Source organism: Actinacidiphila alni, assembly GCF_900112845.1.
Lineage (GTDB): Bacteria > Actinomycetota > Actinomycetes > Streptomycetales > Streptomycetaceae > Actinacidiphila > Actinacidiphila alni.
This window is the reverse complement of record NZ_FONG01000002.1, coordinates 302,233-317,280: the sequence shown is the minus strand read 5'-3', so window position 1 is coordinate 317,280 and position 15,048 is coordinate 302,233. Positions and strand designations below refer to the sequence as shown.

Sequence of the window (15,048 nt, the reverse complement as noted above, 5' to 3'; positions counted from 1 at the left end):
ACGTGGAACATGCGGGCGCGCGCGGAGGGGGCGATGTTCCACGTGGAACATCGCCCCCCTCGGTGTCCTTACTGCTGCCCGGCCCACCAGTCCTGGAGCGCGGCGACGGCCTCGTCGTCGGACATCGGACCGTTCTCCAGCCGGAGTTCCAGCATGTGCTGGTACGCCTTGCCGACCTGCGGGCCCGGCGGGATACCCAGGACGGACATGATCCGGTTGCCGTCGAGGTCGGGCCGGATCGCGTCCAGCTCCTCCCGCTCCTGGAGTTCGGCGATCCGCGCCTCCAGTGCGTCGTACGTACGGGAGAGCGCGGCGGCCTTGCGCTTGTTGCGGGTGGTGCAGTCCGAACGGGTCAGCTTGTGCAGCCGGGATAGCTGCGGGCCGGCGTCCCGGACGTACCGCCGGACGGCCGAGTCCGTCCACTCGCCGCTGCCGTAGCCGTGGAACCGCAGGTGCAGCTCCACCAGCCGGGAGACGTCCTTCACCAGGTCGTTGGAGTACTTCAGCTGGGTCAGCCGGGCCTTGGTCAGCTTGGCGCCCACCACTTCGTGGTGGTGGAAGGAGACCCGGCCGTCCGTCTCGAAGCGGCGGGTCTTCGGCTTGCCGATGTCGTGCAGCAGCGCGGCCAGCCGCAGCACCAGGTCCGGGCCGTCCGTCTCCAGGTCGATCGCCTGCTCCAGCACCGTCAGCGAGTGCTCGTAGACGTCCTTGTGCCGGAAGTGCTCGTCACGCTCCAGCCGCAGCGCGGACAGCTCGGGCAGCACCCGGTCGGCGAGACCGGTGTCGACCAGCAGCCGCAGCCCCTTGCGCGGGTGCTCCGACAGGATCAGCTTGTTCAGCTCGTCCCTGATCCGCTCGGCGGAGACGATCGCGATCCGGTCGGCCATCGCCGACATCGCGGCGACCACCTCGGGGGCGACCTCGAAGTCGAGCTGGGCGGAGAACCGGGCGGCACGCAGCATCCGCAGCGGGTCGTCGGAGAAGGACGCCTCCGGGGTGCCCGGGGTCCGCAGCACGCGGGCCGCGAGATCGTCGAGGCCGCCGTACGGGTCGACGAAGTCGCCCTCGGGCAGCGCCACCGCCATCGCGTTCACCGTGAAGTCCCGGCGGACCAGGTCCTCCTCGATGGTGTCGCCGTAGGAGACCTCGGGCTTGCGCGAGGTGCGGTCGTACGCCTCGGAGCGGTACGTCGTCACCTCGATCTGGAAGCTCCTCCCGACGTCTCCGTCGAGGGCGTCCTTCATCGCGCCGACCGTGCCGAAGGCGATACCGACCTCCCACAGCGAGTCGGCCCACGGGCGCAGGATCTTCAGCACCTGCTCGGGGCGGGCGTCGGTGGTGAAGTCGAGGTCGTTGCCGAGTCTGCCGAGCAGGGTGTCCCGGACGGAACCGCCGACGAGGGCGAGCCGGAATCCGGCGTCGCGGAATCGGCGGCCGAGTTCCTCGGCGACGGGCGCGACCTGGTGGTGGGCCCGAGGGGTCTGAGCGGCGTGGTTGACGTTCGGCACAACGTCAAAGGGTACGGGTCCGCGACGCCCGCGGCTGCCGGGTTTCCCCTCGGGGCCGGTATCCGGGTCCTTCCCCGGACTCCGCAGCACTTAGGCACAGCGCCGATCGTTAACATGCCAGCACGCACATCTCGACGCACAGCAGATGGCCGGGCGGACGTCGACCGACGCCGACCGACACCGGCCGTCGACAGCGACGACGACACCGACGACGAGACCGACAACGAGGGACGGGCGAACGCGTGGGCGAGGCGGCACAGGCACCCGGAAGACCCCCGTCGGCACGCCCGCCACGGCTGCTGCGGGCCGTCGCGGTCGTCGCCGGAGGCGCGCTGCTGGCCGGGCTGCTGCAGATCGTCCAGACGGCCGGTGCGCCCGGCGCGCACGCCGCCACCGGCAGCGGCTCCCGTACCGCCGCGGTGACCCTCACAAAGGTCGATCCGCGGGTGCCGGCCAAGGACGGCTCCGTCACCGTCTCCGGCACGGTCACCAACAACAGCAAGTCGACGATCACCGACGCCCACGTCGGCGTCAGGATCGCCCCCGGCGGCCCCCTGACGTCCCGCAGCGCCATGAAGAGCGCCACGGCCCGCAGCGGCTTCACCAGCTACCTGGACGGCTCGGAGATCGACGGCCACACGGTCGGCGTCGCGAAGATCCCGGCCGGGCAGAGCGCGCCCTTCGCCCTGAAGGTCCCGGTGAAGTCGCTGGGCCTGGACGCGGCGGGCGTCTACCAGTTGGGTGTCACGCTGAACGGCGAGACGGCCGCCGAGCCAGGTGAGCACGTCCTCGGCATCCAGCGCACCTTCCTGCCCTGGTACGACGGCGACTCGGCGGCCGCGAAGGCCACCCAGATCGGCTATCTGTGGCCGCTGACCGACCGGCCGCACGTGTCGGCCCGCGGTGACACCGACTCCGAGCAGAGCCCGATCTTCCTCGACGACGACCTGGCCAAGGAGTTGGCGCCCGGCGGGCGGCTGCAGCAGATGGTGGACCTGGCCAAGTCGCTGCCGGTGACCTGGGCCATCGACCCGGATCTGCTCGCCTCCGTCGACTTCATGACCAAGCCCTACCGGGTCGCGGGCCCCGGCGGCGACATCACCAGGACCACCGAGGGCACCGGCACCGCGGTGGCCAAGGCGTGGCTCAACGCGCTCAAGAGCGCCGTCGCGGGCGACCAGGTGATCGCGCTGCCGTTCGGCGACACCGACCTGGCGTCGGTCGCGCACGTCGGCCTGAAGGTGTCCGGCACCCGCAACCACCTCAAGACCGCGGCAGAACTGGGCGCGGGCACCGTCGAGACCGTCCTCGGGGTGAAGGCCACCTCGGACGTGGCGTGGCCGGTGGACGGGGCCGTCGACCCCGACATCGTCTCGGTCGCCCGTACCGCGGGGGCGCGGCGGATCATCGCCCGCAGCGACAGCATCGTGGAGGGCGACACCCTCAGCTACACGCCCAACGCGGCCCGCCCGATCGGCCACGGCGTCACCGCGGTGGTCGCCGACGCCCCGCTGTCCACCGACTTCGACGGCGACATGCTGCACGCCGAGAACGCCAACCTCGCCGTGCAGGACTTCATCGCCCAGACGCTGATGATCACCATGCAGGCGCCGGAGATACAGCGCACCCTGCTGGTGACCCCGGAACGGATGCCGGCGGTCTCCCAGGCGCAGGCGATGGCCGAGGCGATCGGCGCCGTCGACACCAGCCCGTGGGCCGCCACCGCCGACTTCGACACCGTCGCCAAGGCCAAGGCCGACCCGGCCGCCAACCGCAAGGTGCCCTCGGCCAAGCGGTATCCGAAGTCCCTGCGCAAGCAGGAACTGAGCAAGGACGTCTTCGACCTGATCGCCACCACACAGGGCGGCCTGAACAGCTTCGTCCCGATCCTTACCGACAAGGACAAGGTGACGGTGCCGTTCGGCACCTCGGTGCTGCGGGCGATGTCGACCGGATGGCGCGGTGACTCCGGCGGGGCTGTGACGTTCGCCAACTCGATGGGCGACTATCTGCAGGACCTGATCAACGCGGTGCACATCCTGCCCAAGACCACGCTCACGCTCTCCGGCCGCAGCGGCACCATCCCGGTCACGGTGAAGAACGAGCTGAACCAGCCCATCACCGGCCTTGTGCTGCGGCTCACGTCCAACACCGACATCCGCCTGGAGATCAAGAACTCCCAGCAGCCGATCACCATCGAGGGCGGCCACACCCGTACCCTGAAGTTCCAGACGAAGGCCAGTGCCAACGGCCGGGTCAAAGTCACCGCGGCGCTCTACACCACGCAGGGCGCCCTCTACCAGAACACCAAGATCGTCGCCTTCGACGTCAAGATCACCAAGGTCACCGACCTGGTGATGCTGATCATCGCGGCGGGGCTGCTCCTTCTGGTGCTGGCGGGCGTACGCATCTACCGTCAGCGGAAGCGACAGGCGGCGGCCGCGGACGACGGCGGGGAGGGAGACGGCGGCGGCGGGCAGGACGACGGCGATCCCGGGCAGCCGGGTGACCCTGGCGCTGACACCGATGACACCGGTCGGGAAAGCGTGGAGCTGTCCCCGACTGGTGAGAAGGTGGAGGGATAGCCGGCGGACAATAAGGTGGGGCACTGATGAACGCGCCGTATGACGGTGATCGCGACTCTGCGGGCCAGATGCCTCCATCGCCCGAGCAGCGTCCCTCACCCCCTGACCCGTATCTGCAGAACACCTACGCCTACGACCCGTACCAGCAGCAGGACCCCGCCGCGCAGGATCCGGTGGGCGAGGCGCTGTACGACCGTGCCGCGCACCCTCCGCCGCCGTACGGCCAGGAGTATCCGCAGCACCAGCCGTCGGCGTACCCGCAGATGCCCTACGGCGACAACTCGGGCACGCGCTACGTCGGTGTGGACGATCTGGTCGGCGGCACGCCCCAGGACCGGCAGCAGGACGGCCAGGGGCAGCAGCCGGACGGCTACGACGCCTTCGAGCACCTCTTCCGCGACCAGCGCCCCGGTACGGCCCCGCCGCCCCAGCAGCAGCAACCACCGCAGCAGGACCCGCGCGTCCAGCAGGGCTACGGCTACCCGCAGCAGCAACCCCCGCAGGCGTACCAGCAGCAGTATCAGCAGCCGGCCCCGCAGCCGCAGCGGCCGCAGCCGCAGCACGACCCGCGCGTCCAGCAGGGCTACGGCTACCCCCAGCAGCACCAGCAGGCACCGCAGGCGTACCAGCAGCAGTACCAGCAGGCGCCCGCGGACAACGCGGAGACCGGATACGCCGAGCCCGCCTACGAGGACCCGGCGTACGGCCAGGCCGCGTATCAGGACCAGCGCTACGCCGACCAGGGCTACGCGGACCCGCGGTACGCCGATCCGCTGTACGGCTACGCGAATCTGCCGTATCCGGGACAGCAGCAACAGCAGCCCGCGCAGTACGCGTACACCCCGTCGTACATCGGCGAGCCGGTGTCGGCGCTGGACGCCACGGGACAGATCCCGATCATCCCCGCCGCGCCGCCGATGGCCGCCAGGCCGCCGCGCCCGGCGGAGAGCACCACCAGCACACGCGCCGGCAACATCCTCAGGTCCAGCGCGCTGATGGCGGCCGGCACCCTGGTGTCGCGCCTCACCGGCTTCGTCCGCACCCTGGTGATCGCCGCCGCGATCGGTGTGGCCACCCTCGGCGACTCCTATGCCGTCGCCAACACGTTGCCGACGATGATCTACATCCTCACCATCGGCGGCGGCCTCAACTCGGTGTTCGTCCCGCAGCTCGTACGCGCCATGAAGGACGACGACGACGGCGGCACCGCGTACGCGAACCGGCTGCTCACCGTCGTGATGGTGGTGCTCGGCGGCATCGTGGCGGTCACGGTGATCGCCGCGCCGCTGCTGATCCGGCTGATGTCCGCGAAGATCGCCGACAACCCCGACACCTACGACGTCGCCGTCACCTTCGCCCGCTACTGCCTGCCGACGATCTTCTTCATGGGCGTGCACGTGGTGATGGGCCAGGTGCTCAACGCGCGCGGCAAATTCGGCGCCATGATGTGGACCCCGGTCCTCAACAACATCGTGGTGATCTTCAGCTTCGGCATGTTCATCTGGGTGTACGGCTCCTACAGCACCACCCGGATGGACGCGACGACCATCACCCCCGAGGGCGCCCGGCTGCTCGGCATCGGCACCCTGCTCGGCCTGACGGTGCAGTCGCTGGCGATGCTGCCGTACCTGCGGGACGCGGGCTTCAAATTCCGGCCGCGCTTCGACTGGCGCGGCCACGGCCTGGGCAAGGCCGCCAAGCTCGCCAAGTGGACGTTCTTCTTCGTCCTGGCCAACCAGGCCGGCCTGATCGTCGTCACCCAGCTCGCCACCGCCGCCGGCATCAACGCCGACAAGAGCGGCAACCAGGGCACCGGCATCACCGCGTACAACAACGCCCTGCTGATCTGGCAGATGCCGCAGGCGATCATCACCGTGTCGGTGATGGCGGCGGTGCTGCCGCGGATCTCCCGGGCCGCCGCCGACGGCGACATCAGGGCGGTCCGCGACGACATCTCCTACGGCCTGCGGACCTCGGCCGTGGCCATCGTGCCCGCCGCCTTCGCCTTCCTGGCGCTGGGCGTGCCGATGTGCAGCCTGCTCTACGCGAGCACCGGCACCGACTCCGCGCGCAACATCGGATTCATCCTGATGGCCTTCGGCGCCGGCCTGATCCCGTTCTCGGTGCAGTACGTGATCCTGCGCGGCTTCTACGCCTTCGAGGACACGCGGACGCCTTTCTACAACACGGTCGTCGTGGCCGCCGTGAACGCCGCCGCGGCGGCGCTGTGCTTCCTGATCCTGCCGTCCCGCTGGGCCGTGGTCGGCATGGCGGGCGCCTACGGCATCGCGTACGCCGTGGGAGTCGGGGTAGCCGCCAAGAGGCTGCGGGCGCGGCTGCACGGCGACCTCGACGGCAAGCGTGTGGTGCGGACCTACGCCCGGCTCACCGGTGCCTGCATCCCGGCCGCCCTGGTCGCGGGTCTGGCGGTGTACGTGGTCATCGGCGCGCTGGGCAGCGGGGTGGCGGGGGCACTGGCCGCCCTCGTGGTCGGCGGTGCGCTGCTGCTCGGCATCTTCGTCTTCGCCGCGAAGCGGATGAGGATCGAGGAGATGACCGCGATGATCGGGATGGTGCGAGGTCGGCTCGGCCGCTGAACGAACTCCGCCGCAGCATGGCGGGCAACCATCGTGGTCCGCCGTGTGTCGTGCATAGAGCCGGACTGTGGGCACAATTGTCATCGGCTCGACGTGGGATCGCGCAATGGATGGGGAGGCAGGAACGACGGTGGCGGATCGGAGCACGGCCGCCGTCGGAGTGGCCAATGAGGGTGGCGAGTCCCCGCTCGCCGCTCAGCACAACGGCGCCACGCCCGACGGGACGACGACGGACGACCAGACCAGCAGCAGCGCCGACTCCGGCACACGATCCCAGGACGACCACAAGGGCGAGCTCACGGCCGAGCGCGAAGACGAGCACGACGGCGAGAGCGAGGACGAGGGCGAGGACGAGGGCGACGACAGCCGCGACCGGTCCGACAGCCGCAGCCCGGCCGGCGGCGCGGACCGGCCCGACGGCCGTGACGACCCGCAGGCCACCGCCGAACTCCTCGCCACGGACACCCGGGAAAGCCCCACAGTCGCCCTCACGGCCACCGCGGACGTCAAGGGGACCAGGACCGCCACCAAGGCCGGAAAGGCCGCCACAGGCGCGGCCAAGGCTGCCACCGCCACCGGTACGACCAAGGCCGTCAGGACCACCGCCACGGCCAAGGCTCCCGGTACGGCCAAACCCGCGGGTACGGAGAAGGCCGCCGGCACCGCCAAACCCGCCGCCAAGCCCGCGCGCAGCGCCCAGCCGGATCTGCACAGCGGCCACAAGCTGGCCCGGCGCTACCAGCTCGCGGAGTGCGTGACACGGATCGACGGCTTCAGCAGCTGGCGCGCCGTCGACGAGAAGCTGCGCAGGGCGGTCGGCATCCATGTGCTGCCCGCCGATCACCGGCGGGCCCGGCAGGTGCTCGCCGCCGCCCGGTCCGCGGCGCTGCTCGGCGATCCCCGCTTCGTCCAGGTCCTCGACGCCGTCGAGGAGAACGACCTGGTCTATGTGATCCACGAGTGGCTGCCCGACGCCTCGTCGCTGGCCGACCTGCTGGCGGCCGGCGCGCTGGAGCCGCACGAGGCGTACCAGATGGTCAGCCAGGTCTCCCAGGGCATGGCCGCCGCGCACCGCGAGGGCCTGGCGCACCTGCGGCTCGACCCGGGCGCGGTGCTGCGCACCGTCTCCGGCCAGTACCGGATCCGCGGCCTCGCGGTCGCCGCGGCCCTGCGCGGGCTCAGCTCCGACCGCCCGCAGCGGCAGGACACCGAGGCGATCGGCGCACTGCTCTACGCCTCCCTCACCCAGCGCTGGCCGTACGAGGAGGACGCGCACGGCCTGGCAGGGCTGCCCAAGGGCGTCGGCCTGGTCGCCCCCGACCAGGTACGCGCGGGCGTGCACCGCGGACTGTCCGAGCTGGCCATGCGCGCGCTCGTCAACGACGGGGCGACGGCCTCCCGGCAGGAGCCGCCGTGCACGACACCGGAGGAGCTGGCGAAGGCCGTCGCGGGCATTCCGCGGATCCGGCCGCCCGAGCAGGCGCCGCCGGTCTACCCGGTCGCCGCCTTCCGGCAGCCGCCGGCGCCGCCCGGTGTTCCCGCGCCGCCGGTCCCGGCCGCCACCCCGCCGCCCGCGCTGCCGGGCCGTACGGGACGGGCCTTGAAGTGGGCCGTGTCGGCGCTGCTGCTGGTCGCCATCGGCCTCGGCAGCTGGCAGCTCGCGGACGCGCTCAAGTCCCGCGAGGACCAGCCCGCCGGCCACACACCGACCGGCCAGAAGGCCGGCCAGGATCCCACCACCGCCGCTGCCCCGAGCCCGCTGAAGATCGCCGGTCTGAAGGACTTCGACCCGAACGGCGACGGTACGGAGAATCCGGAGAGCCTCCCCAACGCCGACGACGGTGACGCCGGCACGTTCTGGCAGACGTTGCGGTACAACGGGGCCGATCTCGGCAATCTCAAGCCGGGTGTCGGCGTGGTCGTCGACCTGGGCAGCGCCAAGCACGTGAGCACGGTGACGGTCGACTTCATCGGTGACGACACCACCGCCCAGCTGCTCGCGGCCCCCAAGGCGAGTTCCGCCATGCCGACCGACTTGAGCGGTTTCGCCAAGGTCGCCGACGGTTCGGGCGCCAAGGTGACGTTCAAGCCGACGGCGGATCTCACCACCCGGTATCTGTTGGTGTGGCTGACGCATCTGCCGCCCGCCGACGGCGGCTTCCGTGGCAAGATCTCCGAGATCAGCGTGACCGGCTGACGGACCGGTCGCGTGGCGGGACCCACGGCGACACCCACAGGGGACGGGGGAGAACGGCCTTGGAGTCACATCCGCTCGGCGATGTCGCCGACGCCGATCTCCTCGCCCGGCATGTGGCGGGCGATCCCGACGCCTTCGGCGAGCTGGTGCGCCGCCACCGGGACCGGCTGTGGGCGGTGGCGCTGCGGACGCTGGGCGACCGCGAGGAGGCCGCCGACGCCGTGCAGGACGCCTTGGTGTCGGCCTTCCGGGCCGCCCACACCTTCCGGGGCCAGTCCGCCGTCACGACGTGGCTGCACCGCATCACGGTGAACGCCTGCCTGGACCGGGCCCGCAAGACCGCCTCCCGCAGGACCGCGACCGTGGCCGACGAGCAGAACTTCGAGTCGTTGCTCGAACCCCACGAATCCGCGGAGGTCCCCGCCGAGCGGGACGAACTCCACCGGGAGCTGATCGCGGCGCTCACCACCCTGCCGCCCGATCAGCGGGCCGTCCTGGTCCTGGTCGACATGCAGGGCTACTCGGTGGCCGAGGCCGCCGCGGTGCTGGATGTGCCCACCGGTACGGTCAAGAGCCGGTGCGCGCGCGGCCGGGCGAAACTGCTGCCGCTCCTCACCCATCTGCGCACGTCGGGTACGGGTAGCGCCGACCGGGGCGGGGGAAGGAACCGGGCGGAGGGGACATCCGTCCCACTGACAGGGCCGGACCAGGGCGGAGGTGAAGAGCGGTGACATCGACTGCGGACCAGGACGCACACCCCGAGGTCACCGAGATCTCCGATCTGACCGAGGGCCTGCTGCGTCCCGAACGCGCCACAGCGGTACGCGCCCATATCGCGGAGTGCGAGCTGTGCGCCGACGTCCAGACCTCTCTGGAGGAGATCAGGGGCCTGCTCGGCACCCTGCCGGGACCGCAGCGGATGCCCGCCGACATCGCCGGACGGATCGACGCGGCCCTCGCCGCCGAAGCGGTGCTCGCCGCCACGGAGCCGGATGTTCCACGTGGAACACCAACTCCCGTTCATGTTCCACGTGGAACATCGAGCGCTCCCGAAGGCCATGCCGCCGCCCCGACCGGCCCGGGCCGCACCGGCCGGGCCCGGCGCTGGCGTCGTGGGCTGATCGCCGTCGCGTCCAGCGTGGCGGTCGTCGGGCTGGGTGTCGTTCTCTACCAGGCCGGCGGAAACGGCATTTCCAGCAGCAACAACGACAGCGCCAGCTCGGCCAAGAAGGCGGACGCCGCCGCCGATCCGATCGCCGCGCAGGTTCAGCGGCTACTGCGGGACAAGGCCGTCTCCCCGGAGAGCGCGAAGCCGAATTCACCGATGCTCAGCGGTCCCGGTGTGTCCGGCGGGGACAGTACGAAGCAGCCGCCGAATCCCGCGGTGCCCACGGTCCCCGAGTGTGTACTCAAGGCCACCCAGCGCACCGACCCGCCGGTGGCGGCCGGGCCCGAGTCCTTCCGCGGCACGGACTCCTATCTCGTCCTGTTGCCGCACCCCGGGAACAGCTCCCTCGTGGACGCCTTTGTCGTCGGTGCCTCCTGTACGGCGACCAGCCCCGGAGCGGTGCTCTACCGGAACACCTATCCACGCTGACCGCCCCGGGAATGCTGGACCCGTAGGATCCGTTAGGCAGGACGAGAGTCCAGCCAGGGCCCCCGCAGCAGTTCGCAGAGACGAGGAAAACACCCGTGAGCGACGTCCGTAACGTGATCATCATCGGCTCGGGGCCCGCGGGCTACACCGCGGCGCTCTACACGGCGCGCGCCTCCCTCAACCCGCTGGTCTTCGAGGGTTCCGTCACCGCCGGCGGCGCGCTGATGAACACCACCGAGGTGGAGAACTTCCCCGGGTTCCGCGACGGCATCGTGGGACCGGACCTCATGGACAACATGCGTGCCCAGGCCGAGCGGTTCGGCGCCGAGCTGGTCCCGGACGATGTGGTCGCGGTCGACCTCACCGGCGACATCAAGTCCGTCACCGACTCGTCGGGCGCCGTCCACCGGGCCAAGACGGTGATCGTGACCACCGGCTCGCAGCACCGCAAGCTGAACCTCCCCAACGAGGACCAGCTCTCCGGCCGTGGCGTCTCATGGTGTGCGACCTGTGACGGCTTCTTCTTCCGCGAGCACGACATCGCCGTGATCGGCGGCGGTGACACCGCGATGGAGGAGGCGACCTTCCTCTCGCGGTTCGCCAAGTCGGTCAAGATCGTGCACCGCCGGGACAGCCTGCGGGCCTCCCAGGCGATGCAGGACCGCGCCTTCGCCGACCCGAAGATCTCCTTCGTCTGGGACAGCGAGGTCGCCGGCATCCACGGTGACGGCAAGCTCTCCGGTCTGACCCTGCGGAACACCAAGACCGGCGAGACCTCGGAACTGCCCGTCACCGGACTGTTCATCGCGATCGGCCACGACCCGCGCAGCGAGCTGTTCAAGGGCGTGCTCGACATGGACGCCGAGGGTTACCTCACCGTCCAGGCGCCGAGCACCCGGACGAACATCCCGGGTGTCTTCGCCGCCGGAGACGTCGTGGACCACACCTACCGCCAGGCGATCACCGCGGCCGGCACCGGCTGTTCCGCCGCCCTGGACGCCGAGCACTACCTGGCCGCCCTCGCGGACGCGGACAAGGCCGAGCAGGCCGTGGCCGTCTCCGACAAGGCCGCTGTCTGAACCGCTTCCACCCTCACGCCCCGCACGTATCAAGACCCGAGGAGACTGCCGTGGCCGGCAACACCAAGCACGTGACCGATGCGACCTTCGCCGAGGAGGTGCTCGCCAGCGACAAGCCCGTCCTGGTGGACTTCTGGGCCGAATGGTGCGGCCCGTGCCGCCAGATCGCCCCCTCCCTGGAGGCCATCGCGGAAGAGCACGCCGAGAACATCACCATCGTCAAGCTGAACATCGACGAGAACCCGGTCACCGCGGCGAAGTACGGCGTGATGTCCATCCCGACGCTCAACGTCTACAAGGGCGGCGAGGTCGTGAAGACCATCGTCGGTGCCAAGCCGAAGGCCGCCATCGTGCGCGACCTGGCCGACTTCATCGGCTGACGACACCGCGGCGGCGCGACTGCGCCGTTCCACGTGGAACATCAGAGGGCGGCCCCCCGATCCATTCGGGGGGCCGCCCTCTTCGCTGTGTCGTACTGCCCGGTCAGAGCGGTCGCAGCGCCGGTTCCTTCTGGACGGCGCCGAGGAGCCGGTCGATCGCCATCTCCACGTCTTCCTTCCAGGAGATCGTGGAGCGCAACTCCAGCCGCAGCCGGGGATAGCGCGGATGGTGGCGGACCGTCTTGAAGCCCACGGCGAGCAGATGGTCGGCGGGCAGCAGGCACGAGGGTGCGGTCCACTTCGCGTCACCGAACGCCTCGATCGCCTTGAAGCCACGGCGGAGCACATCCTTGGCGACGGTCTGCACCAGCACCCGCCCGATGCCCTGTCCCTGATAGCCAGGAAGGATCCGGGCGGTCATCAGCTGGACGGCGTCCGCGGCCACGGGGCTCGTGGGGAAGGCCAGGGAACGCGGCACATACGCGGCCGGCGCGTAGAGAACGAAGCCCGCGGGGACCTCGTCGACATAGACGACCCGGCCGCAGGAGCCCCACTCCAGGAGGACCGCGGAGATCCACGCCTCCTTCTCCAGCTCGGGCTTGCCCGCCTGGACGGCGGCCTCACCGCTGACCGGGTCCAGCTCCCAGAAGACACACTTACGGCAGGGCCTGGGGATGTCCGGCAGATTGTCGAGGGTGAGCGGTGCGAGCCGACGTCCCATGTGGCCTGAACCCCATTTCTGCCGTGACCGGAACTGCCCACGGACACCCCGGCGCGAACGCCGGGGTGTGCCCGCGTCACTCGACGTCGTCGTCCTCGGGTTCTCCGTCGAGCGGCTCCTCCAGCACCTTGCCCTCGCCCGGGGCCATCGCCCCGAGGATGCGCTCCAGATCCTCTATCGACGCGAACTCGACAGTGATCTTCCCGCGCTTCTGGCCCAGGTCCACCTTCACCCGGGTGTCGAAGCGGTCGGACAGCCGCGAGGCGAGGTGGGTCAGTGCCGGGGAGACCCGGCGGCCGGCCCGCGGCGCCGCGCTCTTGCGAGAGGGCTTCGGATCGCTGTTCATCAGCGTCACGATCTCTTCGATCGCCCGCACCGAGAGTCCCTCGGCGACGATCCGGTGGGCGAGCTTGTCCTGCTCCTCGGCGTCCTCCAGCGCGAGCAGCGCCCGCGCGTGACCGAAGGAGATCACCCCGGCCGCGACCCGGCGCTGCACGGGCGCGGAGAGCTTCAGCAGCCGCAGCGTGTTGGAGACCTGCGAGCGGGAGCGGCCGATCCGGTCCGCCAACTGCTCATGGGTGCAGGCGAAGTCCCGCAGCAGCTGGTCGTAGGCCGCGGCCTCCTCCAGCGGGTTGAGCTGGGCCCGGTGCAGATTCTCCAGGAGGGCGTCCAGGAGAAGCTTCTCGTCGTCGGTCGCCCGGACGATCGCGGGGATCCGCTCCAGGCCCGCCTCGCGGCAGGCTCGCCAGCGGCGCTCGCCCATGATCAGCTCGAAGCGGTTCCTGCCGATCTCACGGACGACGACCGGCTGGAGCAGACCCACCTCCTTGATGGAGGTGATCAGTTCATTGAGCGCGTCCTCGTCGAAGACCTCACGCGGCTGGCGCGGGTTCGGCGTGATGAAGTCCAGCTCCAGCTCCGCGAAGTAGGCACCCGGTACGGGGGCCTTCGTCTCGGAGAGGTCCGGCTCTGTTTCACGTGAAACAGGGATGTCCACCACCGGCGGCGCGGGCTCGGGGACCCTGCGGTCCACCAGACCGGCGACCTTCGCCGCGGCGACACCGCGTTCCGGTGCCAGCACCGGGGCGCTGCCCGGCGCCGTGCCCGTCGACTGCGGCGCGGCCGGGATCAGCGCGCCGAGTCCACGGCCGAGCCCTCTGCGTCGATCACTCACTGGATCCCCTCCGACATGCTGTGCGGGTTGTGCTCATCGTGCTGGGTGTACTCACCCTGCGGGTCGTACTCGACGGCGATCGAGGCTTCGACGCCCCGCAGGGCCATCTCCCGGGCCGCCTCCAGATACGACAGCGCGCCGCTGGAGCCCGGGTCATAGGTCAGTACGGTCTGGCCGTAGCTGGGCGCCTCGGAGATCCGGACGGACCGCGGGATGCTGGTGCGCAGCACCTCCTTGCCGAAGTGGGTGCGCACCTCCTCCGCGACCTGAGAGGCGAGGCGGGTCCGTCCGTCGTACATGGTCAGCAGAATCGTCGACACATGCAGCTTCGGGTTGAGGTGGGCGCGGACCAGCTCCACGTTCTTCAGGAGCTGTCCCAGGCCCTCCAGGGCGTAGTACTCGCACTGGATCGGGATGACCACCTCGGCGCCGGCCACCAGGGCGTTGACGGTCAGCAGGCCGAGGGAGGGCGGGCAGTCGATCAGGACATAGTCCAGCGGCTGCTCGTACGCCTCGATGGCCCGCTGGAGCCGGCTCTCCCGGGCGACCAGCGAGACCAGTTCGATCTCGGCGCCCGCCAGGTCGATGGTGGCGGGGGCGCAGAACAGCCCTTCCACATCGGGGACCGGCATCACGACGTCGGACAGCGGCTTGCTCTCCACCAGGACGTCATAGATCGAGGGGACCTCGGCGTGGTGGTCGATGCCCAGCGCCGTGGAGGCGTTGCCCTGCGGGTCGAGGTCGATCACCAGTACCCGGGCGCCGTGCAGTGCCAGGGAGGCCGCCAGATTGACGGTGGTCGTGGTCTTGCCCACGCCGCCCTTCTGGTTGGCGACCACCATCACCCGGGTCTGGGGTGGTCTGGGGAGTCCTTCCCCGGCACGTCCCAGTGCCTCGACGGCCAGTTGTGCGGCACGGCCGATCGGGGTGTCATCCATGGGAGGCAATGTTTCACGTGAAACACCGTCTCCGAACCCCGGGGGCACGGCGGTGGGGCCCCCGGCAAATTCTGCTGTGCGGGGACCGGGGACCGGATCGGCCATCGGTCCCGCGATGTTGGCGTCGGACCGCAAGGACTCACACTCCTCGACTTCAGGCTCGCTATGAGAAGAGCCTGCCATGCCGGAGGGGTGATGAACCAGCGAGACTTGGCTGCCTGTGGATGAAGGTGTGAACCTATCCACCGACTGGACCGTCTTGGAGGGCTTGT

General features: G+C 70.4%; 11 protein-coding genes. 7 read left to right on the top strand and 4 right to left on the bottom strand.

Features of this window, described 5'->3' with window-relative positions; genetic code table 11:
- Positions 1–68 precede the first annotated feature (68 nt).
- Positions 69–1,508 (bottom strand): CCA tRNA nucleotidyltransferase, encoded by a 1,440-nt coding sequence (locus BM076_RS04260; protein WP_093711975.1) that lies wholly within the window; start codon positions 1,506–1,508, stop codon positions 69–71.
- Between the two features lie 242 nt (positions 1,509–1,750).
- On the opposite strand from BM076_RS04260, the gene BM076_RS04255 reads away from it, so the two are divergent.
- The 7 genes from BM076_RS04255 (at position 1,751) to trxA (ending at position 11,943) form a co-directional block, all read left to right on the top strand.
- Complete coding sequence (locus tag BM076_RS04255; RefSeq protein ID WP_245795708.1) at positions 1,751–4,093, top strand: DUF6049 family protein; 2,343 nt, start codon at positions 1,751–1,753, stop codon at positions 4,091–4,093.
- Positions 4,094–4,119: 26 nt separating this feature from the next.
- Complete coding sequence (gene murJ / locus BM076_RS04250; protein WP_093711974.1) at positions 4,120–6,690, top strand: murein biosynthesis integral membrane protein MurJ; 2,571 nt, start codon at positions 4,120–4,122, stop codon at positions 6,688–6,690.
- A 130-nt stretch (positions 6,691–6,820) separates the two neighbouring features.
- A complete protein-coding gene (locus BM076_RS04245) occupies positions 6,821–8,887 on the top strand; it encodes a protein kinase family protein (protein ID WP_093711973.1) in 2,067 nt (688 codons plus the stop codon).
- A gap of 59 nt (positions 8,888–8,946) precedes the next feature.
- Positions 8,947–9,618: an RNA polymerase sigma factor SigM gene (gene sigM, locus BM076_RS04240; protein ID WP_093711972.1), complete on the top strand. Its 672-nt coding sequence runs from the start codon at positions 8,947–8,949 to the stop codon at positions 9,616–9,618.
- The gene (locus tag BM076_RS04235) at positions 9,615–10,484 is read left to right on the top strand and encodes an anti-sigma factor (RefSeq protein WP_093711971.1); all 870 of its coding nucleotides are present in this window, start codon (positions 9,615–9,617) and stop codon (positions 10,482–10,484) included. The genes sigM and BM076_RS04235 overlap by 4 nt, the downstream gene beginning before the upstream one ends.
- A 95-nt stretch (positions 10,485–10,579) precedes the next feature.
- Positions 10,580–11,563, top strand: a complete 984-nt coding sequence (trxB, locus tag BM076_RS04230) for a thioredoxin-disulfide reductase (protein WP_093711970.1) — start codon at positions 10,580–10,582, stop codon at positions 11,561–11,563.
- A 50-nt stretch (positions 11,564–11,613) separates the two neighbouring features.
- On the top strand, positions 11,614–11,943 hold the full coding sequence (gene trxA, locus BM076_RS04225; protein WP_093711969.1) for a thioredoxin: 330 nt from the start codon (positions 11,614–11,616) through the stop codon (positions 11,941–11,943).
- A 103-nt stretch (positions 11,944–12,046) separates the two neighbouring features.
- Here trxA and BM076_RS04220 read toward each other — a convergent pair whose 3' ends face one another.
- From BM076_RS04220 to BM076_RS04210, 3 genes are all read right to left on the bottom strand, one after another.
- Positions 12,047–12,664: a GNAT family N-acetyltransferase gene (locus tag BM076_RS04220; RefSeq protein WP_093711968.1), complete on the bottom strand. Its 618-nt coding sequence runs from the start codon at positions 12,662–12,664 to the stop codon at positions 12,047–12,049.
- A gap of 76 nt (positions 12,665–12,740) precedes the next feature.
- Positions 12,741–13,838, bottom strand: a complete 1,098-nt coding sequence (locus tag BM076_RS04215) for a ParB/RepB/Spo0J family partition protein (RefSeq protein WP_093711967.1) — start codon at positions 13,836–13,838, stop codon at positions 12,741–12,743.
- A complete protein-coding gene (locus BM076_RS04210; RefSeq protein ID WP_093711966.1) occupies positions 13,835–14,959 on the bottom strand; it encodes a ParA family protein in 1,125 nt (374 codons plus the stop codon). Before BM076_RS04210 ends, BM076_RS04215 begins: the two co-directional genes overlap by 4 nt.
- Positions 14,960–15,048 lie beyond the last annotated feature (89 nt).